This is a genomic window from Nitrobacter sp., assembly GCF_051535235.1.
GTDB lineage: Bacteria > Pseudomonadota > Alphaproteobacteria > Rhizobiales > Xanthobacteraceae > Nitrobacter.
Window position 1 is genome coordinate 1 of record NZ_JBPPLZ010000008.1, and the last position, 23,100, is coordinate 23,100.

At 62.7% G+C, this 23,100-nt stretch carries 18 protein-coding genes and 1 pseudogene; 6 read left to right on the forward strand and 13 right to left on the reverse strand.

The features are described from left to right. Nucleotides 1-99: 99 nt before the first annotated feature. Together ACS3WA_RS11770 and ACS3WA_RS11775 are read left to right on the forward strand one after the other, a co-directional pair. Nucleotides 100-1,017 (forward strand): DUF2155 domain-containing protein, encoded by a 918-nt coding sequence (locus tag ACS3WA_RS11770; protein WP_438278704.1) that lies wholly within the window; start codon nucleotides 100-102, stop codon nucleotides 1,015-1,017. Nucleotides 1,018-1,214: 197 nt separating this feature from the next. Next, nucleotides 1,215-2,972 (forward strand): methyl-accepting chemotaxis protein, encoded by a 1,758-nt coding sequence (locus tag ACS3WA_RS11775; RefSeq protein WP_438278705.1) that lies wholly within the window; start codon nucleotides 1,215-1,217, stop codon nucleotides 2,970-2,972. 57 nt (nucleotides 2,973-3,029) lie between these two features. On the opposite strand, the gene aat is transcribed toward ACS3WA_RS11775, so the two are convergent. The 10 genes from aat to ACS3WA_RS11825 all read right to left on the reverse strand — a co-directional run bounded on the left by aat (nucleotide 3,030) and on the right by ACS3WA_RS11825 (nucleotide 12,998). Then, nucleotides 3,030-3,707 carry a leucyl/phenylalanyl-tRNA--protein transferase gene (aat, locus tag ACS3WA_RS11780; RefSeq protein WP_438278706.1) on the reverse strand — a complete coding sequence of 226 codons (678 nt, stop codon included), beginning with the start codon at nucleotides 3,705-3,707 and terminating at the stop codon, nucleotides 3,030-3,032. A gap of 81 nt (nucleotides 3,708-3,788) precedes the next feature. After that, nucleotides 3,789-4,877 carry a sensor histidine kinase gene (locus ACS3WA_RS11785; protein ID WP_438278707.1) on the reverse strand — a complete coding sequence of 363 codons (1,089 nt, stop codon included), beginning with the start codon at nucleotides 4,875-4,877 and terminating at the stop codon, nucleotides 3,789-3,791. Next, nucleotides 4,874-5,314 (reverse strand): response regulator, encoded by a 441-nt coding sequence (locus tag ACS3WA_RS11790; protein ID WP_438278708.1) that lies wholly within the window; start codon nucleotides 5,312-5,314, stop codon nucleotides 4,874-4,876. Before ACS3WA_RS11790 ends, ACS3WA_RS11785 begins: the two co-directional genes overlap by 4 nt. Next, nucleotides 5,311-6,849 (reverse strand): sensor histidine kinase, encoded by a 1,539-nt coding sequence (locus ACS3WA_RS11795; protein ID WP_438278821.1) that lies wholly within the window; start codon nucleotides 6,847-6,849, stop codon nucleotides 5,311-5,313. Before ACS3WA_RS11795 ends, ACS3WA_RS11790 begins: the two co-directional genes overlap by 4 nt. Nucleotides 6,850-6,995: 146 nt before the next feature. Further along, a complete protein-coding gene (gene accC, locus ACS3WA_RS11800) occupies nucleotides 6,996-8,351 on the reverse strand; it encodes an acetyl-CoA carboxylase biotin carboxylase subunit (protein ID WP_438278709.1) in 1,356 nt (451 codons plus the stop codon). A 91-nt stretch (nucleotides 8,352-8,442) separates the two neighbouring features. Continuing rightward, nucleotides 8,443-8,934: an acetyl-CoA carboxylase biotin carboxyl carrier protein gene (gene accB, locus ACS3WA_RS11805; RefSeq protein ID WP_438278710.1), complete on the reverse strand. Its 492-nt coding sequence runs from the start codon at nucleotides 8,932-8,934 to the stop codon at nucleotides 8,443-8,445. Between the two features lie 42 nt (nucleotides 8,935-8,976). Next, nucleotides 8,977-9,447, reverse strand: coding sequence for a type II 3-dehydroquinate dehydratase (gene aroQ, locus ACS3WA_RS11810; RefSeq protein ID WP_438278711.1), 471 nt, complete (start codon nucleotides 9,445-9,447; stop codon nucleotides 8,977-8,979). A 262-nt stretch (nucleotides 9,448-9,709) separates the two neighbouring features. Beyond that, on the reverse strand, nucleotides 9,710-10,492 hold the full coding sequence (locus ACS3WA_RS11815; protein WP_438278712.1) for a DUF1236 domain-containing protein: 783 nt from the start codon (nucleotides 10,490-10,492) through the stop codon (nucleotides 9,710-9,712). Between the two features lie 176 nt (nucleotides 10,493-10,668). Beyond that, complete coding sequence (locus ACS3WA_RS11820; protein WP_438278713.1) at nucleotides 10,669-11,436, reverse strand: DsbA family protein; 768 nt, start codon at nucleotides 11,434-11,436, stop codon at nucleotides 10,669-10,671. A 122-nt stretch (nucleotides 11,437-11,558) separates the two neighbouring features. Further along, nucleotides 11,559-12,998 (reverse strand): M48 family metalloprotease, encoded by a 1,440-nt coding sequence (locus tag ACS3WA_RS11825; protein ID WP_438278714.1) that lies wholly within the window; start codon nucleotides 12,996-12,998, stop codon nucleotides 11,559-11,561. A 175-nt stretch (nucleotides 12,999-13,173) separates the two neighbouring features. Between ACS3WA_RS11825 and ACS3WA_RS11830 the strand changes: the two genes are divergently transcribed. After that, nucleotides 13,174-14,361: a pyridoxal phosphate-dependent aminotransferase gene (locus tag ACS3WA_RS11830; protein WP_438278715.1), complete on the forward strand. Its 1,188-nt coding sequence runs from the start codon at nucleotides 13,174-13,176 to the stop codon at nucleotides 14,359-14,361. Between the two features lie 262 nt (nucleotides 14,362-14,623). Continuing rightward, the gene (locus tag ACS3WA_RS11835) at nucleotides 14,624-16,744 is read left to right on the forward strand and encodes a sodium-translocating pyrophosphatase (RefSeq protein WP_438278716.1); all 2,121 of its coding nucleotides are present in this window, start codon (nucleotides 14,624-14,626) and stop codon (nucleotides 16,742-16,744) included. 258 nt (nucleotides 16,745-17,002) lie between these two features. Here ACS3WA_RS11835 and ACS3WA_RS11840 read toward each other — a convergent pair whose 3' ends face one another. After that, nucleotides 17,003-17,263 (reverse strand): GCG_CRPN prefix-to-repeats domain-containing protein, encoded by a 261-nt coding sequence (locus ACS3WA_RS11840; RefSeq protein WP_438278717.1) that lies wholly within the window; start codon nucleotides 17,261-17,263, stop codon nucleotides 17,003-17,005. Between the two features lie 191 nt (nucleotides 17,264-17,454). Further along, nucleotides 17,455-17,653: pseudogene (locus ACS3WA_RS11845) on the reverse strand (hypothetical protein); the annotation flags it as partial. A gap of 87 nt (nucleotides 17,654-17,740) precedes the next feature. On the opposite strand from ACS3WA_RS11845, the gene ACS3WA_RS11850 reads away from it, so the two are divergent. Next, complete coding sequence (locus ACS3WA_RS11850) at nucleotides 17,741-18,556, forward strand: isocitrate lyase/PEP mutase family protein (RefSeq protein WP_438278718.1); 816 nt, start codon at nucleotides 17,741-17,743, stop codon at nucleotides 18,554-18,556. Nucleotides 18,557-18,634: 78 nt separating this feature from the next. Here ACS3WA_RS11850 and ACS3WA_RS11855 read toward each other — a convergent pair whose 3' ends face one another. Further along, the gene (locus ACS3WA_RS11855) at nucleotides 18,635-19,048 is read right to left on the reverse strand and encodes a hypothetical protein (protein WP_438278719.1); all 414 of its coding nucleotides are present in this window, start codon (nucleotides 19,046-19,048) and stop codon (nucleotides 18,635-18,637) included. Nucleotides 19,049-19,512: 464 nt separating this feature from the next. Here ACS3WA_RS11855 and ACS3WA_RS11860 point away from each other — a divergent pair, with 464 nt between their 5' ends. Beyond that, nucleotides 19,513-23,007, forward strand: coding sequence for an indolepyruvate ferredoxin oxidoreductase family protein (locus ACS3WA_RS11860; protein ID WP_438278720.1), 3,495 nt, complete (start codon nucleotides 19,513-19,515; stop codon nucleotides 23,005-23,007). Nucleotides 23,008-23,100 lie beyond the last annotated feature (93 nt).

Sequence of the window (23,100 nt, forward strand, 5' to 3'; positions counted from 1 at the left end):
GCAATCCCCGTGTTAACCGGGCGCCTGCGAGCGGCTTGGAGCCTTTAAATTTCTGTACAATGTTCCGGCCCTGATTCGAGCCAGACAAAGCCGCGCAAGATGTTCCGAACCATTGTCATAGCCGGTTTTGCGGCTTTCATTATCGCCGTCCTCGCCGCGGCGGCCTCGCCTGCGCGCGCGCAGATCGGAAATATTTTTTCGGATCCCGTGCCGCGTCCGCCGGCCGCCATTCCGCGCGGGCAGGGGGCGCCCGATGACGATGAGGAAGACGTGCCGGACCTGCCTCGGCAGGGCCGCGTGCTGCCGGCGCCATTGAATCCGGGGCAGGGTGTTGCGCCGCCGGGACCGGTGCAGTCCCAGCCGCTGCCTCCGCCTGGAACCACCGTGGTTCCGCAGAACGCGCCCGGTGGAGTTGCAGTCGCGCCGCCTTCGTCCAATCCGACGCCAGCCCAGCCTCCGCCGCGATCGGCTCCGCCCGCGCCGGCCACGCTGCAACCGGGCGACGAGGTCGTCACCGAGCCCCCGGCGCAGAAGGTCATCAACAAGAAGGCTGTCTTTTCCGGCCTCGACAAGATCACCGGCCGCATCATCCACTTCGACGAGGAGGTCGGAGAAACCGTGCAGTTCGGCGCGCTGCGGGTGAAGACCGACGCCTGCTACACGCGCCCGGCGACCGAAGCCGCAAACATCGACGCCTTCGTGGAGGTCGACGAGATCACTCTCCAGGGCGAGGTGAAGCGGATCTTCTCCGGCTGGATGTTCGCGGCGAGCCCCGGGCTGCACGGCGTCGAGCATCCGATCTATGACGTCTGGCTGACCGACTGCAAGGATCCCGAAACGACGGTCGTCAACGCGCAGCCGGATCCGCCGAAGCCGGCGGCCCCGCCGCCCGCCAAGCGAACGCCGCGACAATCCACGCGCCAGCCGCGCCAGCCAGCGCCGCCTCCGCAACCGGCGCCACCGCCGCCGCAGCAGCAGCAGCGCAGCAATCCGTTCTTTCCCCCGTTCGGGCGATAATCCTGAAAGCCTCAACGACGGTTGGCCGGCCGGGAAGAAAATTCCCGGCGGCGTTCTCGTGATGTGTTCGTTGCTATAACGATTCATTCGCATTTGAGAACCTATTGTTCCCGTCGGCCCGTTATCGTCGGCGATTCGAAAAATTGCTGATCATCCCCATCGGTGCCGCAGCCAATAATTTTCCGGAGCTACTTACGATGCGTTTCATCGAAAATCTGCGAATCGGCACAAAGCTCGCAATCACGTCGGTGCTCAGCATCATCATGGTTGTCGCGTTGATCTATGTTCAGATGAACGGTAGCGATGCGGTGCGCCAGGCCAACGAGAGAGCGGAAACCCAGAATCTGCTCGCGATGAAAGGCATCGAAGCGAAATCCTCGACTCGCGGCATGATGATCGGAGTCCGTGATATTCGTCTCGCAAGCACGCCGGCGCAGTTGCTGGCCGCCCAGGAAGACGTCCTCAATCATTACAAGGCGGCACGGGGATTCATCGGCGAAGCCATCACGCTTTCGAAGTCGGCTGAAAATCTTGCGAGACTCGAGAAGATGAACCAGCTTGCCGATCATTATATGAACAATGGGGCCAAGCCGATTGCCGCGGTTCGCGGCGAATTGCTGGAGATCGAAGCGAAGCAGGGCGCCGACATGAAGGCCGACGCCGGCGCGCGGCTTGCCAGGCTTGGGAATGAGGCTGTTCGGCTGACGAAGGAAGTCGCCCTCCCCGCGGCGAAGGAGCTGTCCGAAGTTTCGGAAAAGGTCGTCAAATTCGCCATTGGGCGCGTTGAAAAGGAGAAAGCAGCGGCGGCACGGGAAGAAGCCTCCGCCCAACGGATGTCCATGATATTTGGTGGCGTGGTTGCACTACTGCTGATCGGCGCCTGCATCCTGTCGATCGTCACGATCGCCAAACCGATCTCGGCGCTGACCAAATCCATGCTGGAACTGGCGGAAGGCAATTTCTCGGTCGTGCTGCCCGGGCTTGGCCGCAAGGACGAAGTCGGCAACGTTGCCGCTGCCGTCGAGAGGTTCAAGGTCGTGTCCGAGCAGAAGGCTCGCGAGGAGGCCGAAGCGAAGCGGAAGCAGGACGAGATTGCCGCCCAGCAGCGGAAGGCCGACATGATCAGGCTGGCCGACTCGTTCGAAGCCGCCGTCGGCGAGATCGTCGAAACAGTCGCGTCCGCCTCGACCGAACTGGAAGCCTCGGCCAGCACTCTGACGTCCACGGCCGAGCGGGCCCAGCACGTGACGACAACGGTTGCGGCCGCTTCCGAGGAAGCGTCGACCAACGTCCATTCAGTCGCCGCCGCAACCGAAGAGTTGGCGTCGTCCGTCACCGAGATTGGCCGTCAGGTGCAGGAATCAGCGCGCATCGCCAATGAAGCGGTCGACCAGGCCCGCAAGACCAACGATCGCGTCGGCGAACTGTCTCGCGCCGCGGGCCGCATAGGAGACGTCGTTGAGCTGATCAACACAATCGCAGGTCAGACAAACCTGCTTGCCCTCAACGCCACCATCGAGGCGGCCCGGGCGGGCGAGGCTGGCAGGGGCTTTGCGGTGGTTGCTTCCGAGGTGAAGGCGCTCGCCGAGCAGACCGCGAAAGCCACCGGCGAGATCGGTCAGCAAATCTCGGGCATCCAGGCCGCGACGCAGCATTCGGTCGACGCCATCAAGGAGATCGGCGGCACGATCGAGAAGCTCTCGGAGATTGCCTCGATCATTGCGGCCGCGGTGGAAGAACAAGGGGCCGCGACGCAGGAAATCTCGCGGAACGTTCAGCAGGCCTCGCAAGGGACCCAGCAGGTATCGTCCAACATCGCCGACGTCCAGCGCGGTGCAACGGAGACCGGCTCGGCTTCATCACAGGTGTTGTCGGCCGCTCAGTCCCTGTCCAGCGACGGCAACCGGCTGAAGCTCGAAGTCGGGAAATTTCTGAACTCGGTTCGAGCGGCGTAAAGACACTGCTGGCGCCGGGGCGCGCAAAGGCGTCCCGGCGAGACAGATCCCGAGATGTCACGGGCGGCTGGCGATGATCCCGAGCGCGTCCGCGCCGGGCACCGGCCGGTCGAGCGGCAGGGCTCCGAAATCGGCGCGGTTTTCCAGCGCAACATCCAGCAGCATCCGGTAACGCCTGCGCGGGATTTCGATCGCGCCGAAACCGCGCAGATGATCGGTCACGAATTGCGTGTCGAGCAGCACGAAGCCGCCCGCGATCAGCCGGGCGACCAGATGCACCAGCGCGACTTTTGAGGCGTCGCGCACGACATGGAACATGCTTTCGCCAAAAAAGGCCCGGCCCAGCCTGACACCGTAGAGGCCGCCCGCGAGTTCGCCTCCCTGCCAGACTTCGACGCTGTGACAGTGGCCGAGTTCATGCAAGGCGATGTAGAGTTCGCGGATGCGGCGGTTGATCCAGGTATTGTCGCGGCCTGGTTGCGGCGCGGCGCAGCCGTCGATGACCGCCTTGAAGGCGGTATCGATCGTTACGGTGAAACTGTCCGATCGCACCGTGCGCGCGAGCCGCGACGGGACTCGGAAACCTTCGAGCGGGATCACGCCGCGCATCTTCGGTTCGACCCAGAACAGCGTCGGATCGTCGACGCTTTCCGCCATCGGGAAAATGCCGCAGGCGTAGGCGCGCAACAGCAACTCGGGCGTGATCTCGGAAGCTGCGGTGTCGCGGGACATCATGCGCCTTATAGCAGAGCTGGAGCACCGCCGGGCCGATAATCTGCGAGAATACGCGGAGGACGCGTTTTACCGCAAGCCGGCTCAGGCCGCGGTGGCTGGCGTGAGTTTTGCGGCCGGTGACATCTCGCGCGGGAACCGCAGCACGATCCGCGTTCCGGCATGGGTGAGATCGCGTTCGGTCTGGGCGTCGAGTTTCTGCGCCATCGCTGAAACAATCCGCTGGCCCATTCCGGTCGAGCGCGGATCGGCTTTTGCATTGAGGCCGACGCCGTTGTCTGCGATCGAAAGCTCAATGTCGCCGCCGTCGATCGCCAGTTCAACGTGGATCGGACCGGGACCGTCCGGATATGCGTATTTGACCGCGTTCATCACCAGTTCGTTGACGATGATACCAATCGCGACGGCGCGATCCGGGTCGATCTCGATGGGTTCCGCCTTCAGATCGAGACGCGACATCCGGTTGCCCTCGGTGGAGCGCCGGAGATCCTCGAGCAGCGCTTCAAGATACTGGTTCAGCAGCACGCTCTTCAGATCGTGCGAGGTGTAGAGGCGCCGATGCACCTGCGCCACCGCCGCCACGCGCCCCATCGCGCTGCTGAGCGCAACCTTGATGTTTTCGTCGGGACTGGAGTTGGCCTGCAGGTGCAGCAGCGAGGCGATGATCTGCAGGCTGTTGCCGATGCGGTGGTTGACCTCGCGCAGCAGCACCTCGCGCTCGCTCGCCAGTGCCGCATAGCGATCGCGCGAGGCGCGGACTTCGGCCTCGGCCTGGTCGCGCGCTTTCCGGATGTGAGCCTGCCGGATCGCCACTTCGGCCGCGACCCCCAGCAGGGGAACGAACTCGCCGAGCGTGTCCTTGACGAGATAGTCGGCGGCGCCGGCCTTGAGCGCGGTCACGGCGATCTTGGAGTCCTGCGACGCGGTAACGAACACGACCGGCGGCGCGTCGGGGATTGCCTGAATCCGTTTCAGCGTCTCCAGCCCGTCGAGACCGGGCATATATTGATCGAGCGCGATCACATCGATGCCGCCCTGCGCGATGCGTGCAAGCCCGGATTCACCGTCGAGCGCGTGCTCCACGCAAAATCCATGGCGCGTCAGGCCGCGCTGGACCAGCCGGGCCAGCGTCTTGTCATCGTCAACGTAAAGAAGGGTTGGCTTGGCGCTCATGGGGTGGTCCCGGGAACCTGGATGATGGAGAAGAACAGACCGAGTTGCCGGATTGCGTTGGCGAAACTCTCGTAGTTCACCGGCTTGGTGATGTAGACGTTGCATCCGAGTTCGTAGCACCGCTTGATCTCCTGGGAATCGTCGGTCGTCGTCAACACGACCACCGGTGCGCATTTCAGGTGTTTATGTTCCTTCACCTGCCGCAGGATATCTATCCCGGTCATGTCAGGCAGATTGAGATCGAGCAGGATCAGCAGCGTCTCTCCCTTGTGAGGCGGCCCGTTGCCGTTCGCACCGAACAGGTAGTTAAGGGCGTCTGTACCGTTCCTGAACGGCTTGATCTCATTGTTGACACCGGAACGCCGTATGTTGCGCTCGATGAGCCGGGCGTGACCTTCATCATCCTCGATCATGATGATGACGACTGGTTTACTCATGATTGCTTGTCCCGATTGATGCCTGTCCATGTGGTGGGAAGGGTAACAGTAAATGTGCTTCCGTGGCCAAGTTCCGAGGCCACGGACATGGTCCCGCCGAGCTTGCGGACCAGCGCGCGGACGTGCGCAAGGCCAATGCCCTGGCCCGGCCGATCCTGTGCGCCGGCGCGCCGGAACAGGTCGAAGATTCGCTGGTGATCCTTCGGATCGATGCCGCGGCCGTTATCAGCCACTTCAAAAACAGCAAATCCGAGCTTGCGTCGGCCGCGGATGGCGATATCGCCGGGAACGCCGGGTTTGAGATATTTCAGCGCATTGTCGATCAAATTGGAGAAAATCTGCTCCATGGCAAGGCGGTCGCTGACGATATCCGGCAGCGGCTCGACCCGGATTTCGGCGTCGGCCTCGGCGGCCTGATGCGCCATGGTCGACGCAATGTTCTCGATCAAGTCGCGCATGGCGATCTGATCGGGGTAGAATTCGCGCCGCCCCTCGCGGGTTAGGTTGAGGATCGCGCTGATCAGCCGATCCATCTTGGCGATCGACGACTTGATGAAGCCGAGAGCCTCGGCGAAGTCCTGCGACAATTGTTTGTCCGATTCTTCCAGAACCGGTTCGACCTCGGTGACCGTCTCGTCGGCAGCCGGAGGCGGAGCGCCGTCCGGCCGGCTCAAGGTCGCGATACGTTTGAAGATGTCGCCGCGCAGTTCGTCGAGTTCGCTGGTGAAGCCCATGATGTTGACCAGAGGCGAGCGCAGATCGTGGCTGACGATATAAGCAAAGCGCTGGATTTCGTCATTGGCCTCGCGAAGGTCAGTGGTGCGTTTCTCCACGGTGGATTCGAGGTTGAGATAGTTGTCGCGCAACTGGCTTTCAGCCACGTCGCGCGCCCGGCTCGACCGGCGCACCAGGAAAATCGACGTTCCCGCGAAAACCACGATCAGCCCGGACCCGATACTGGTGACGGCGGCCGAGAGCGACTGGCTGGCATCGGCCGACTTGACCCGAGCCGCGAACAAACGGTCTTCCTCGGCCCGCATGTCGTTGGCGAGGTCGCGGATCTGACCCATGACATCGCGGGTGGCTTCCTGGCGGGCCATTTCGGTCGCTTCGGCGAGCCGGTTCGTCTGCACGAGCTCGATGCTGTGCCGCAATTGCGCGATCCGCTGATTGGTCTGGGGGACGATCTGGTCGAGGAGCTGCTGCTGATAGGGGTTGTCGATGGTCAGCGCTCTCAGCCGTTCGAAACTCGCGGGAATCTGGGTCGCGGCTTCCTCGAACGCGTTTCGAAATTCCGCGCGCTGCGTGAGCAGAAAGCCGCGCTGTGCGCTCTCGGCCCGCCGCATCTGCAATTGGGTGAGCGAGATTTCGTTCTCGACCTCCATGCTGTGCAGGGCCGAGCCGGCGTCTTTGCGCGCCTTGTTGACGAGATAGACGGAGGTCGCGCTGATAAGGGTCAGAACCACCAGTCCTGCAGCCAACAGAACGATCTGGCCGAACGCGTGAGGCCATGACCGGCCGGGGCTTGACGCCACAAGATGGTGCTCAGCCTCGGTCAATAATATAGCGTCCCCCCCGCACGGTTTCATGCCTGGCCATTGCTCAAACGCTTGAGGGGGCGGCCGGTTCCCCTATCTCATGATTTTTTCAAACCGGGAGGTGGGGACTCCGGGAGGAATGGTCAAGCTCCCGTCAGGTCGCCGCTTGCGAGGTACTGTTCCAGCCAATGGATGTGGTAGTCGCCGTCGATGATGCCGGATTCCCGGACCAGCGCCCGGAACAGCGGCAGGGTGGTCTCGATGCCGTCCACCACCATCTCGTCGAGCGCCCGCCGCAGCCTCATCAGGCATTCGGCACGGGTCTTGCCGTGGACGATCAGCTTGCCGACCAGCGAGTCGTAATAAGGCGGGATGACATATCCCTGATAAACGGCGGAATCGATCCGCACGCCGAGCCCGCCGGGCGGATGAAACCGCACGATCTTGCCCGGCGAGGGGCGGAAGGTGACGGGATTCTCGGCGTTGATCCGGCACTCGATGGCATGGCCGTTGATGACGACTTCCTTCTGGGTCGCGGGAAGGTCGCCGCCGGCGGCAATGCGGATCTGCTCCAGCACCAGATCGATATCGGTGATCATCTCGGTGACGGGATGCTCGACCTGAATGCGGGTGTTCATTTCGATGAAGTAGAACTTGCCGTCTTCGTAGAGGAATTCGACGGTGCCGACGCCGAGATACTTGATCTCGCGCATCGCCTTGGCGACGGTTTCCCCGATCTTGTTGCGGGCGGCCGCGGTCAGGGCGGGTGAGGGGCCTTCTTCCCAGACCTTCTGGTGGCGGCGTTGCAGCGAGCAGTCGCGCTCGCCAAGATGAATGGCGCCGCCGCGGCCGTCGCCGAGCACCTGGATTTCGATGTGGCGCGGCTTCTGCAGGTATTTTTCCAGATAGACGGACGCATCGCCGAACGCCGCCCTTGCCTCGTTGCCGGCGGTCGAGATCGCCATCACCAGGTCGTCGGGGGTTTTTGCGATTTTCATGCCGCGTCCGCCGCCGCCGGCGGCCGCCTTCACCAGCACCGGAAAGCCGATCGCCTTGGCGATCGCCATGGCGTCGTCGTCCGGACCAATGCCGCCGTCGGAGCCCGGAACCACCGGGATGCCAAGCCGCTTCGCGGTTTTCTTGGCCTCGATCTTGTCGCCCATCAGGCGGATGTGTTCGGCCTTGGGGCCGATGAAATGCAGGCTGTGGTCAGCGAGGATTTCGGCGAAGCGGGCGTTCTCGGACAGGAAGCCGTAGCCGGGGTGCACGGCGTCGGCGCCAGTGATCTCGCAGGCCGCCAGCAGTGCCGGAATGTTGAGGTAGCTGTCCTTCGACGGCGGCGGCCCGATGCAGACGCTTTCGTCCGCAAGCCGCACATGCATGGCGTCGGCGTCGGCGGTGGAATGCACCGCGACGGTCTCGATGCCGAGTTCCTTGCAGGCGCGCAGGATACGCAGGGCGATCTCGCCGCGATTGGCTATCAGGATTTTATCGAACATCTTTGACCCGTGTCCCGGATGCGATGCAGCGCATCACATCGTGCTGCGCCGCGCCCGGGACGCTTGAAATCGTCTGGCGATGCGGCCTGCATCATTCGATGATGACCAGCGGCTCGCCGAACTCGACCGGCTGGCCATCCTCGACGAGAATCTGCGTGACCGTACCGGCCCGCGGCGACGGAATCTGGTTCATCGTCTTCATGGCCTCGACGATCAGCAGCGTCTGGCCCACGGTGATCTTGGAGCCGACCTCGATGAAGGGCTTGGCGCCCGGCTCGGACGACCAATAGGCCGTACCGACCATGGGTGAGGGGACCATCCCCGGGTGTTTGCTGACGTCGGCGGTGCCGGAAGCCGGCGCGACGACAGGCATCGGCGTGGTCGCAGCCTGATAGTTCGCGGGCATTGCCGTGCCCACTGTGATGTTGCGTGCGACACGTACCCGAAGTCCGTCGCGCTCGATCTCGATTTCGGTGAGCTTGGTCTCATCCAGAAGCGCGGCGAGCTCGCGGATCACCTCGCTTTCCTCGCGTCGTCCGTCACCGGTTTTGGGTTTTGCTGCGTCTCCAGGCTGCGGCGCCATGTTCTCGATCCGAAACTTTCTCTGTGGGATGACGCTGATACGTCAGGATTTGACTTTCTCGCCGGACTTCACCGCGCCGATCCTGGCGGCAAGGCCGTCGATGGCGAGCCGGTAGCCGTCGATTCCGAAGCCGCAAAGGCTCGCAAAGGCGGCGCTTGCCGTGAAGGAATGGTGGCGGAAGGCCTCGCGCGCATGGATGTTGCTGATGTGGACCTCGACGGTGGGGATACCCGCCGCGACCAGCGCATCGTGAAGGGCAATCGAGGTGTGCGAGTAGCCGCCGGCATTGATGACGATGCCGGCCGCCCGCTTCGCATGAGCGTCGTGGATGAAGTCGATCAGTTCGCCCTCGCGATTGGACTGTCGGCAATCCGCGGTCAGTCCGAAGCAAGCAGCCGTGTCGGCGCAGAGCTTTTCGACGTCCGCAAGGGTGGCGCGGCCATAGATTTCCGGCTCCCGGGTCCCGAGCATATTGAGGTTCGGGCCGTTGAGCACGTAAATAGTCTTGGCCATCTGAAATCCCGAAAGCGGTCGTTCCGGCGCCATGGGCCGAAGTTTCGGGTCGTTATATGTAACAAGAGAGCCAAGGGGAAGCCTGAACGCTCTCGCATTCGGTTTCAAAGACCTCGCTTTTTTCGTGAAACGCGAGGCAGAACATACGGAAATTGCTTGTTAACCAAGGCCGGGAGCACGAACTGGCACGAAAAAGGGGGGCGATCCGGCCGCCGCGGGGCCAGGATTGGCCCCGCTCGTGCGCTGTGTGAAGGATTCCTGATCAGGCCTGCAGAACCGCGACGATCTCGAAGGTCCGTGGATCGACGACAATGATCTCGTCACGAACCAGGAAGAATTCATAGCCGCGCCAACTCGGGTAGATGTCGACGATCTCCGTCGGCAACGGATGGAAGCTCACCGTTCGCGGCACTCGCGTTCCGACAGCGATCGAGAAATTGACGTTCGTCGTCGGTTGCACGTGCTGATTCCTGATGACGGTCGTGATCCTGGTGCGCTGTTCCGTGGAAAGCTTGGCGCCGGAACCGGCCTGACCCGTCGTCGTGGTCGATGATTTGTTGGTGTCCGCTGCGTTCCGCGAGGAATCGGACTTCATTCCGTTGCGCTCTTCAGCATTTCGGTTGTGATCCATTCTTCCATTGCGGTCTTCAGTTCGCTGGTTCCGCTCCTCGCTCTTTCCGTTGCGATCCTCGGCACGCATGCCCTTGTCGGACTTGCCCGACTCATTGCGCTCCGAGCGCATGCCCTTGGAGTGGTCGTTGCCCGCGCCACCTTTGCCGGACTCTTCGGCGGATCTTTCGTTCTTCATCTTGCCGGGGTGGGTGTCCTGCGCACGCTGTCTGGACGTGCCTGCGCGGCCCGTGCCTTCATTCGACATGCCGCTATCGGAGCCGCGGCCTTGTTCCGTCGAGGGTGCGCTTTGCTGCATGGTCGATCCACCACTGCCGCCACCCTCTCGGCCCATGCCAGTTCCTTGCGCGTAGGCGAATCCCGTTCCGGCGATCAGCGCCGCAGCCGCCGTCGATAGAAGAAAGTGTTTGGTCATCGATGTCTCCTCACTTGTTGCATGCCCGCCGTACAACGGTGCAGTGAGGACCTATGTTCCGGTGCGATCCCGGTTCCGCCGGATTTGTTTTCTGAACACAGGATAAACGAACCCGTTGCAGCCCAACGGAAAAAGGCCCCGCTGTGAGCGGGGCCTGAGGTTCGATGGCAGAGCGATCAGCAGGACGCCTTTCCGCAACGCGCGGTGCTGATTTTCTCCTTGAGCGTCTCAAGACCCACCGCGCCGACGACGACCTGTTTGCCGATCACGTAGCTTGGCGTTCCGTTCATGCCCATCGCCTCGGCAAGTTTGAAACTCTCCTCCAGCGTCGCCCGGACTTCGGGACTGTTCATGTCCTTTTCGATGCGCGCTATGTCGAGACCGGCTTCCTTGGCGGCGGCGAGGGCGCGCGCCTTGTCGGCCTGGCCGCGTCCGCCGAGCAGCCGTTGATGGAAGTCGAGATATTTCTTGCCGCCGGGGTCCTGCATGCGGACGGCCACCGCGACCTGCGCGGCTTCGACCGAGCCGGGGCCGAGGACCGGAAATTCCTTCAGGACGACCTTGAGCTTGGGATCCGACTTCAGGAGATCGAGCATGTCGGTCATCGCGCGCTTGCAGTAGCCGCAATTGTAATCGAAGAACTCGACGAAGGTGACGTCGCCGTCCTTGTTGCCGAGCGTGACGCCGCGCGACGAATTGAAAATGGCGTTGGCGTTCTCGGTAACCGCCGTCTCATGCTTGAGCGCTTCGGCCGCCGCCTGACGCTTGCTGAGTTCGACCGAGACCTCCTCGAGAACCTCGGGATGGGCGAGCAGATAGCTTTTGACGATCTGTTCGATTTCGCCGCGCTGGCTGTCGGTGAAACTCTGCGCCGAAGCGGTCACGGGTGCAACTCCGAGCGCAAGCGCAAAAAGGGCAGGAGCGAGAAACCGGTGCGAGGGCATGTCAAAATCCTTTGGAAGGTCTCGTTGTTCGGAGGCGCGTGGCTGGTGCCGTCTGTTGGTCCGGTTCTGACATCCGCATCGCGAGCCCGCAGCAGGTGGTAACGAATGTCAAATCAACTCCGCTAGTCTTTCTTGTCGGGCATCTTGGCTGAAACGATATCGTCGGCCTTGACCCATCCGGGCGTGCCGATGGCGAAACGGGTCTTCGCGCGCGATGCCAGCTCGCGTGCGGTCTTGTTGTCGCCGCGCAGGAATGCAGCCTGCGCCGAGGCGAGGTCGGCCTGGGCGTAATCGCCCTTGCGGCCGTAGGCCATCGCGAGCTGCATATATCCGAGCGGCGCTTCCGGCTCGCGGGCCAGCGCCGCGCGCAGGATTGCAATAGCTTCAGTGGTGTTGGCCGTACTGTTCGAGGCCACAAGCGCCTGCCCGAGCAGCATCTCGATGAGCGGGGCGTTATGGGACAACTGGACCGCCCGTCGCAGCGGCGCAATCGCTTCCGCCGGACGCCCGCCCTCGAGCAGAGCCTGTCCTCGCACCTCGTAGAAATAGGGATTTTGCGGCTGCAGCTTGATCAGCGCGTCGATTTGCTCGATGGCCGTGCGCAGATCGCCGTGCAGATAGGTGCTGATGGCGTGCGCATAACGCGCGGGCAGGCTGGTGTCGGACATCGGATAGCGGCGGTATACGGTGTCCTGGCGTTCCATGAATGCCGATATCTTGGCGCGCACCATGTCGTGGCGCATTTGCAGCGCCGGATCGTCCTTCTTGTTCCAATTGGGACTCGTCCTGGCGAGTTCCGCGAGCGCGGCGACACGGTCGGCCGGCATCGGATGCGATTGCACATAGGGGTCGGCGCCGTGCGCAGCAAACAGGCTTTCGTCGGTAAAGCGCTTGAAGGTTTCATACATGCCCCGGGCGGATTGTCCGGTGGCGTTCAGGAATTTCACGCCGGCGCGGTCGGCGTTCTCCTCCTGCTGGCGCTGGTAGGACAACAGGCTGCGCCGCGCGATTTCCTGCGGTGCGCTGATCGCGGCGGCGCCGATATTGCTGGCGGCGCCGTTGCTTCCGCCGCCGCCGGCGGCTCCCGCCGCGAGCGCTCCCGCGCCGAGCAACATGGCGATGATCAGTTGGGTCTGGGTTCGGGCGAGCTGCTCGCGGAATTTGGACAGATGCCCGCCGGCGAGATGCCCGGTCTCATGCGCGAGCACGCCGATCAACTGGTTCGGCGTGGCCGATTGCAGGATTGCGCCATAGTTCACGAAGATGCGACGGCCGTCGGCGACGAAGGCGTTGAACGTCCTGTCGTTGATGATGACCATCTGGATGTTGTTCTTCTGGAGACCGGCCACGCGCAGGATCGGGCTGGTATAGTCGCGCAGCAATTGCTCCGTCTCGGTATCGCGCAGCACTGGCGGTCCCTTGGCCTGCTGGGCATGAACCGGCAGCGAGGCGCTCGCGAGCGCGCAGGCGGTGACCAGCGCCGTGAGCTTCGACAAAGCGCGGCGTGCCGGGACGCCGGGACGCGGGGTCGTCGTTTCTTTGGTAACCGCCCTTGGGATCATTGGACCTGGTTCGAATACGATATATGTCCTAACAAAACGCCGAATACGGCGGCAACGCGGCTTCGGTGATTTGCCTCTAATATCCCTCTGATTCCGAAGTTCGCATCGGGCCGCTGCAAGGATATGCGAAGTCCGGAATCGGGACACCAGGCGAAAGCGGCATTAACAGATTTCCATGCTCGATGCGACATTGAGAGATAGGGCCAAAGGCTTGCTGGCGGCATCTGGCCGCAGCCAGGTTCCACCCTTCATGGTCATGGACGTGATGGCGGCGGCGGCGCGGATCGAGGCCGCGGGCGGCAACGTCATTCACATGGAGGTCGGGCAGCCGTCGGCGCCGGCGCCCCGCACCGCGCTGGATGCGGCCCGCGCCGCGCTCGAGCGTGGCCAGATCGATTACACCTCGGCGCTCGGCATTGCGTCGCTGCGGGCGCGGATCGCGCAACACTACCGCGATGCCTATGGCTGCATCGTCGACCCCGAACGCATCGTCGTGACGACCGGATCGTCGGGCGGTTTCGTCCTCGCGTTTCTTTCGATGTTCGAGCCCGGCGACCGGGTCGCGGTGACAGTGCCGGGCTATCCACCGTATCGGCATATCCTGACCGCGCTCGGCTGCGAGCCGGTGCTGATCGAGACATCGAGCGAGAATCGCCACGCCCTGACCGGCGAAGCGTTGCTGGAAGCGCATCGCAGGACGCCGTTGAAAGGCGTGCTGGTCGCAAGCCCGGCCAACCCCACCGGCACGATGATGTCGCGCGAGGCGCTGACCCATCTGATGACGGCCGCCGAAAGCGAAGGCATCCGTTTTATTTCCGACGAAATTTATCACGGCCTCGACTATGCGTTCCCGGCGGTGACCGCAGCCGAACTGTCGCCGCATGCGGTGGTGATCAATTCGTTCTCGAAATATTTCTGCATGACCGGCTGGCGGGTCGGCTGGATGGTGGTGCCGGAGCAACTGGTGCGGCCGATCGAGCGGCTGCAGCAGAACCTGTCGATTTCGGTGCCGACACTGTCCCAGGTCGCGGCCGAGGCGGCATTTTCGGGCCGCGACGAGATGGAAATCGTCAAGCGAGGCTATGACGCGAACCGCCACATTCTGATCGCGGGTTTGCCACAAGCCGGATTGAGCGACTTCCTGCCGGCGGACGGCGCGTTCTACCTCTATGCCGATGTCTCGAAGTTCACTTCCGACAGTCACGAGTTCGCACGGAAGATGCTGGAAGAGGCGCATGTCGCCGCGACGCCAGGCGTCGACTTCGATCCGGTTCGCGGCCGCTCGTTCCTGAGATTTTCCTATGCGCGCTCGGCGGCCGAGATGCGCGAAGCGGTAGCGCGAATTGCGCGATGGCTGGCCTAGCGGCAGGGGACGATTGAACCGCCAGACCGCGCGCCGACCTGTCAGCGGTGCTCGCTGTGCGCAAGTGCCGGCATTTTATTGCAATTCCTTACGGAATTCGGCGGTTTAGCCGCAAGGCGACGTTGCGCCGGAGGTTCGATTTTGGCATGGTCCCGCCCGATTTGAGGTCGCCTTGCAACGAGGCGAACTTCGTTTTCCGGTATGTCCGTTCGCGGGCTCGCGGCTTTGTCGGGGCAACTTCAGGGATTCTGAGGCAAATTCAATGACAGCACTAGTAGTGATTGTGCTCTGCGGAGCGCTTTCGATCGTTTATGCCATCTGGGCGACCTCGTCCGTATTGGGGGCCGACGCGGGAAATCCGCGGATGCAGGAAATCGCCGCCGCGGTGCGCGAGGGCGCGCAGGCCTATCTGCGCCGGCAGTACACGACGATCGGAATGGTCGGCATCGTGATCTTCGGGCTGCTCGCCTATTTCCTCGGAGTGCTGGTGGCCGTCGGCTTCGCCATCGGTGCGATCCTGTCGGGAGCGGCCGGCTTCATCGGCATGAACGTTTCGGTTCGCGCCAACGTGCGCACCGCGCAAGCCGCCACCAAGTCGCTGGCGGGCGGCCTCGAGCTTGCCTTCAAGGCCGGCGCGATCACGGGCATGCTGGTCGCTGGCCTCGCGCTGCTCGGCGTGACGATCTATTTCGCCTATCTGACGCACTTCGCCGGCTACGCCGCGAACAGCCGCACGGTCGTCGACGCGATGGTCGCGCTCGGCTTCGGCGCGTCGCTGATCTCGATCTTCGCCCGCCTCGGCGGCGGCATCTTCACCAAGGGCGCTGACGTCGGCGGCGATCTCGTCGGCAAGGTGGAAGCCGGCATCCCGGAAGACGATCCGCGCAACCCGGCGACGATTGCCGACAATGTCGGCGACAATGTCGGCGACTGCGCCGGCATGGCCGCGGACCTGTTCGAAACCTACGCGGTGACCGCGGTCGCCACCATGGTGCTGGCCGCGATCTTCTTTGCGACGTCGCCGCTGCTCGTGAACATGATGACGCTGCCGCTTGCCATCGGCGGCATCTGCATCATCACCTCGATCATCGGCACGTTTTTCGTCAAGCTCGGCGCCAGCCAATCGATCATGGGCGCGCTCTACAAGGGCCTGATCGCCACCGGCATCCTGTCGCTGATCGGCGTCGGCGCCGCCATCTACTGGCTCGTCGGCTTCGGCCCGCTGGCCGGCGTCAGCTATACCGGCCTCGAACTGTTCGCCTGCGGCGTTGCGGGCCTCGTCGTCACGGGGCTGATCATCTGGATCACCGAATACTACACCGGCACCGACTACCGGCCGGTGAAGTCGATCGCCCAGGCCTCGGTGACCGGACACGGCACCAACGTCATTCAGGGACTCGCGATCTCGATGGAAGCCACCGCGCTGCCGGCGCTTGTCATCATCGCGGGCATTCTCGTCACCTACAGCCTTGCCGGCCTGTTCGGCATCGCCATCGCGACCACTACCATGCTGGCGCTGGCCGGTATGGTCGTCGCCCTCGACGCGTTCGGTCCGGTGACCGACAATGCCGGCGGAATCGCGGAAATGGCCGGCCTGCCGAAGGAAGTGCGCAAGTCGACCGACGCGCTCGACGCGGTCGGCAACACCACGAAGGCCGTCACCAAGGGCTACGCGATCGGCTCCGCCGGCCTCGGCGCGCTGGTGCTGTTCGCGGCCTATAATCAGGATCTCAAGTTCTTCATCGGCGATGCCGCGAATCACGTTTACTTCCAGGGCGTCAATCCGGATTTCTCCCTGAACAATCCCTATGTCGTGGTCGGCTTGCTGTTTGGCGGCCTGCTGCCTTATCTGTTCGGCGCGATGGGCATGACCGCGGTGGGACGTGCGGCGGGTGCGATCGTCGAGGAGGTGCGTCGCCAGTTTCGTGAGAAGCCCGGCATCATGCGAGGCACCGACAAGCCCGACTACGGCAAGGCCGTGGACCTGCTGACGAAGGCCGCGATCAAGGAAATGATCATTCCCTCGCTGTTGCCGGTGCTGTCGCCGATCGTTGTCTATTTCGTGATCTATGCGATCGCCGGCGGCGGTGCTGCCGGCAAGTCAGCGGCGTTCTCGGCGGTGGGCGCCATGCTGCTCGGCGTGATCGTGACGGGCCTGTTCGTCGCGATCTCGATGACCTCCGGCGGCGGCGCTTGGGACAATGCCAAGAAGTATATCGAGGACGGCCATCATGGAGGGAAGGGCTCCGACGCGCACAAGGCGGCGGTGACCGGCGATACCGTTGGCGATCCCTACAAGGATACGGCAGGCCCGGCGGTCAATCCCATGATCAAGATCACCAACATCGTGGCGCTGCTGCTGCTGGCGGTTCTGGCCCACTAAGCAGTCACGATATGATCCAACTGAAAACCCGCGGCATATGCGCCGCGGGTTTTTCTTGCGCGCTATGGCGTTTTCGAGCGAAGCATTCTCTCGGGCTTGACCCGGGGGTGGGAACCGTTCGCGCAAAAAACGCGTCACATCAAAAGACAGACGCTTGGTTCTGAGCGGAATGACGACAATAGGAGCAATTGAAAAAGGACGGGGTTGGCCCCGCCCTTTTTTCGTAGAAATGAATACATGCGTCAGGATTCGTGCACGTCACCACCAGGTGCGGCAGACCCGCCGGCCCGGCCCCCAATAGCGGCAACGACGATGCGGCCGCACAACAACCACCGGCCCGCCGCGGTTCGCACGACAGCCGCCACGAGGCCCGCGATGGAAGCCGCGACCACAGCCACCGGCGACCTGAATGACATTGGCATTCACCCCTGACGCTGGCTGCGCCAACGGCATGGCCTCTGCCATACCAAAGGTCGCAACGGATCCGGCCAGAAGTGCTGCTGCAAAAAATGCCTTCATCGATTGTCCTCTCATTTGGCCGCAACAATGCGGCAACTTCAATGACTCGCGTGGTGAAACTGGGCAATAACCCTGTCGAAAATCTGGCGACTCTGTTCGTGTTGCGAAGCGTCGTTTCAAAACAACGTCGTTCGCGTCGCAGACGCGCTTGTAACGCAGGCGAGAGCGATTTGTTTCCGATGGAACGGCAATTAAGCGGTTTGCTTCGATGGGAGGCCGAATAACGCTGCAAATTGCTTTTTGCCGATTCGGGTAAAGTTGACGGCGGCTGCCAGGAGCGGAATCGCGCGCAGCCCACTTCAATTCGGTGAATCGCACCATGATGGCCGCGCCCAGGGTGCCGGCGAGGTGATGGCGGCGCGCGCTCCAGTCTAGACAGGCCTTGCAGAGTAACTGAAGCATTCGTGTCAAGAAAGCGGGTATATGTTTATCGCTCGCACCAGTCGCCTGTGAACGTCACGGGAAGGAGACCCTAAGATGCCATCGACAGCCGAAAAACGCGCTACGTTCCGCAAACTTCACGAGAGCGGCTGTTTTGTGATCCCAAACCCCTGGGATATCGGCAGCGCCAGGGCATTGCAGGGCATGGGCTTCAAGGCGCTGGCATCGACCAGCGCCGGGCTTGCCTGGTCGATCGGCAAGGCCGACAACCACATTACGCTGGACAACCTGTGCGACCATCTGACCGCGCTGTGCGCGGCGGTGGATATTCCCATCAACGCCGATTTCGAAAACGGCTTTGCCGTTGAACCCGACGGCGTTGCAGCCAACGTATCACGCGCGGCGAAGACAGGAGTCGCCGGACTGTCGATCGAGGATTCCACCGGCGACAAAGCCAAGCCGCTCTACGACCGAAGGCTCGCGATCGATCGAATCCGCGCGGCGCGCAAGGCAATCGACGACGATCGCAGCGACGTGCTGCTGGTCGGACGCTGCGAGGCTTTCCTCTGGGGAATGCCAGACCTCAAGCTGACGATAGACCGGTTACAGGCCTACGCGGACGCGGGTGCCGATTGCCTTTACGCCCCGGGCCTGAAATCGAAAGACGACATTGCCGCTGCCGTGAAGGCCGTTCATCCCAAGCCGTTCAATTTGCTGATCGGCTGGCCGGGGCTGAGCGTCGCCGAGGCAGCCGACCTCGGCGTTCGCCGCATCAGCGTCGGCGGCGCCTTGGCGCGCGCAGCGTGGGGCGGCTTTTTTCGTGCGGCGAAGGAGATCGCGGAGAAGGGCACCTTTGATGGGCTCGGGACGGGCCATCCCGCCGCCGAGTTGAACGCGATATTTCCCGGCTGAGACTCTTTCACCGGCTCACCTGAAAGGAATAGCGGTATCGCGGAATGCTCGCCATTCCCGCAGGAAGCCTGCCTGTGGTTACTTCTTGGCGCCGGGAGTCGGCGTATTGTCGCTCTGCGGATTGGCCGGCTGTGTCGAGTTGGGCGGTGCCGCGCCGGTCGTGACGCCCTGTTGGGTGTTGGAAGGCGTCACGTCGCGAATTCCGGGCCCAACCGGCGGCTTCGCGGCATTGTTTTGCGCCGTGCTCGGACTTGCCGTTTGCGTCGGCGTCGAACTGGTCTGGTTCGAGCCGGTCGTACTGAGGCCATAGAACAGCGCGCCGAGTACGATGACGATCGCAACCCCATACAGGGCGATGCGGCTGCCGCGCGTCGGATTCTCAACGAGCAGCGGATCGAACTGGTGTTTGTCGTCGAAGCGCTTGGCCTCCTGCACGTCATTGTCAGCGAGGTCGCGCTCATATGGATCGGGCGACTTTCGTTCGTTGGCCATGCTCATTCTCCGTTTTCCAAAAGGGCAAACCTCGTGAGCCAAATGGGGTTCCGGCGTCGCGCCAATTCGGTTCGTCAGGCCGGAGTGGTGATGCGAAACTGCGCAAGGGTGAGTTTCGCCTTGTCTGGCTTGGAACCCGCAGCCGAAGTAACCTTCATTGGACACGGAGACAGTGGCGGTAATGAGAACGAAGAGGGACGCCCGAAAGACCAGCCGGGGTGGAATTGCCGCGCCGGTGACAGATCAGCGGCGTTTCCTCGAGTGGGCATCCAGCCACGACACAAGCTGCCGACTTTGGCAATTCTTTCGCAATGAAATTACGTTTTTCTACCGCTTGTTTTCCGGATTTCCCGAACGCCCGAATTCTGAGAAACGCTGCGGTTCGTGAAGCCCATAAGGCTGGTTCTGGGGGCTCGGGATAACTAACTCTAGCTATGCCGTCGCAGCCACGAGCAGAGGGTGCAATGGGAATCGATCAGGGTCCGATCAGTCTCAATCAGAAATACACCCAGGGTACCGGTCACATCTTTACAACGGGCCTTCAGGCGCTTGTTCGTCTGCCGATGGCGCAAATCCGCCGCGACCGCGCAGCCGGCCTCAATACCGCCGGCTTCATTTCCGGCTATCGCGGCTCGCCGCTAGGCGGCTACGACCAGCAACTCTTCGCCGCCCGCAGCCATCTCGAACGCTACAACATCAAATTCCAGCCCGGCGTGAACGAGGATCTCGCGGCGACCGCGGTCTGGGGCTCGCAACAGCTCCATATCTCGCCGGGTGCGGCCTATGATGGCGTTGTCGGAATCTGGTACGGCAAAGGGCCGGGCGTCGACCGCTGCGGCGACGTATTCCGCCACGGCAATGCCGCGGGTTCGGCGCGGCACGGCGGCGTGCTATGTCTGGCCGGCGACGACCACGGCGCCAAATCCTCCACCGTGCCGCATCAGTCCGATCACGCGTTCATCGCGGCGCTGATGCCCTATCTCTACCCATCCTCGATCCATGAAATGATTCAGATGGGCCTGCTCGGCATCGCGATGTCGCGCTATTCCGGCTGCTGGGTCGGGATGAAGGTCATCACCGAGACTGTGGAGACCACTGCCGAGATCGACCTGGCCGACGAATTGACCCCGTTTGTCATGCCATCCGATTTCGAGATGCCGCCCGGCGGCTTGAACCTGCGCTGGCCCGACGATCGCTACGATCAGGACCGGCGCCTGCAGGACCATAAGGGTTTCGCCGCGGTCGCGTTCGCGCGCGCCAACAGGATCAACCGCATCACCATGGACTCGCCGAATGCGCGCTTCGGCATCATGGCGTCCGGAAAAAGCTACGAAGATATCCGGCAGGCTTTGCGCGAACTCGGGATCACCGAGCAGGTCGCCGCGAGGATCGGATTGCGGCTTTACAAGATCGGCATGCCGTGGCCGCTGGAGCCGCAGGGTGTGCGCGAATTCGCCGTCGGGCTCGAGGAAATCTTTATTGTCGAGGAACGTCGCGAGATCGTCGAAAATCAGGTCAAGCAGGAACTGTTCAATTGGCGCGACGACGTGCGGCCGCGCATCATCGGCAAGATGGACGATCACGACAAGCGGTTCCTGCCATTCGCTGAGGAGTTAAGCGTTGCATCGCTCGCGACCTCGCTGACCGAGCGGTTGCTGCGTTTGAATCTCAATCCGGAAATCGCCGAGATGTTGCGCGCCAAGGCTGACTGGTTCAACGGTCGGCAGGCCACGCAAATGCAAATGGCATCCCCGATCGCGCGCGTGCCTTATTTCTGCTCGGGCTGCCCGCACAACACCTCGACCAGGGTACCCGAAGGCAGCCGCGCCACGGCCGGCATCGGTTGCCACTACATGGCGCTGTGGATGAATCGCAACACCGAAACGTTCTCCCACATGGGCGGCGAAGGCGCGCCGTGGGTCGGAATCGCGCCGTTCACCAACGAGAAGCACATCTTCGCCAATCTCGGCGACGGCACCTATTTCCATTCGGGCAGCCTTGCGATCCGTCAGGCCGTCGCTTCCAAGGCGAACATCACCTACAAGATCCTCTATAACGACGCCGTCGCCATGACCGGCGGCCAGCATGTCGACGGCGACCTGTCGCCGCAGCGGATCACCTTCCAGCTTCACGCGGAAGGAGTCCGCGAGATTTATCTGGTGTCCGAGAATCCGGACGCTTACCCGGCGGCCGATATCGCGCCGGGGACCCGAACCGCGCATCGCGACGACCTCGATACGGTCATGAAGACCTGCCGGGAGACCAAAGGCGTCTCGGCGATCGTATTCGTGCAGACCTGCGCCGCCGAAAAACGCCGCCGCCGCAAGCGCGGCACCATGGAAGATCCGCAGCGCCGTGTGCTGATCAATCCGGCCGTCTGCGAAGGCTGCGGCGACTGCTCGGTGCAGTCGAACTGCATTTCCGTGGAGCCGCTGGAAACCGAGATGGGGCGCAAGCGCACCATCAACCAGTCGTCCTGCAACAAGGATTATTCCTGTATCAAAGGCTTCTGCCCGTCGTTCGTCACGGTCGACGGCGGCCACCTGCGCCAGCGCGCGCCGGCGGACCTCGGCGCGATCGGCGAACTGCCGGAACCGCCGTCGCGACCGTCGCTGGAACAACCTTACAATATTGCAGTCGGAGGCGTTGGCGGTACCGGCGTGCTGACCATCGGCGCACTGCTCGGCATGGCAGCGCATATCGAAGGCAAGGCCAGCATGATCCTGGATATGTCCGGCCTCGCCCAGAAAGGCGGCGCGGTTCTGAGCCATGTCCGGCTCTCGCGCAATCCTGCTGACGTGACCTGTTCGCGGATCGTTACCGGCACGGCCGATCTTGTCATCGCCGCAGATGAGGTCGTGGCCGCAGCCAAGGATACGATGACGTTGTGCGAATCGAGTCGCACTCACGGCGTCATCAATACCCATCTTATCCCGACCGCGGATTTCGTTCTCAACCGGGACTTCAATTTTCAAAGCGGCAAGGTCGGCCGTGTTCTTGAAACGGCGCTCTGCAAGGACGCGACCTTCATGGACTTCACCACGCCGGCCGAGTCGTTGCTCGGCGACTCCATCGCCACCAACATGATGATGATGGGATATGCCTATCAGAAAGGCCTGCTGCCGCTGGCGGCGGAGGCTATCGAGCAGGCGATCGAGGTGAACGGTGTCGCGGTCAAGATCAATATCGAGGCGTTCCGGCTCGGGCGGCTTGCCGTGGTCGAACCGGCGCGTCTCGCGGAGATGATGAAAGGGAAGGATGAGCCGAAAGCGGTGAAGATGCTGGAACAGATGTCGCTCGACGAGATTGTGGCCCACCGCTCGGTTTACCTTGCGGACTTTCAGAATAAGAGGCTTGCGGAAAAATATCGCCTGATGGTTGATCGGGTCAGGAACGCGGCGGCCGGGGGCGGCTATGGCGATGCGTTGCCGCGGGCAGTCGCCGTCAATTACGCCAAGCTGCTCGCCTACAAGGACGAGTATGAGGTGGCGCGCCTCTATACCGATGGTCGCTTCGAGAAGCAGCTTGGCGAGCAGTTCGAGGGCGACTACAGGATCAGCTTCCACCTCGCGCCGCCGATGGTTTCCAGCAAGAAGGATGCGCTCGGCCGTCCCGTCAAGAAATCCTATAACGGGTCACGGATGATGCCGGCTTTTCGTCTGCTGGCGAAAATGAAGAGCCTGCGCGGCACCGTCTTCGATGTGTTCGGGTATAGCGCCGAGCGCAGGTTGGAGCGCGATCTGATTGCGGCGTACGAGAAGGATGTCGCCTTCGTCCTGGAGAGGCTTTCGCCGGCCAATGTCGAGAGCGCAATCGAGTTGTTGTCGCTGCCAGAGCGCATACGCGGCTACGGCCCGGTCAAGGAAATGGCGGTAGCCGGCGTCAAAATCCGTCATTCGGAACTGGCGCGCGATCTCGCGGAGTCCCCGCCGGAGCCACGGCAGATCGCCGCGGAATAAGACGGGCGCGGGGCGATAGCTCCGGAATAAAGGCGGGACGCCCGGCCGTTGACAATGGCCGGATATTTCCCGAAGCCGCAATTCGGCCTATAT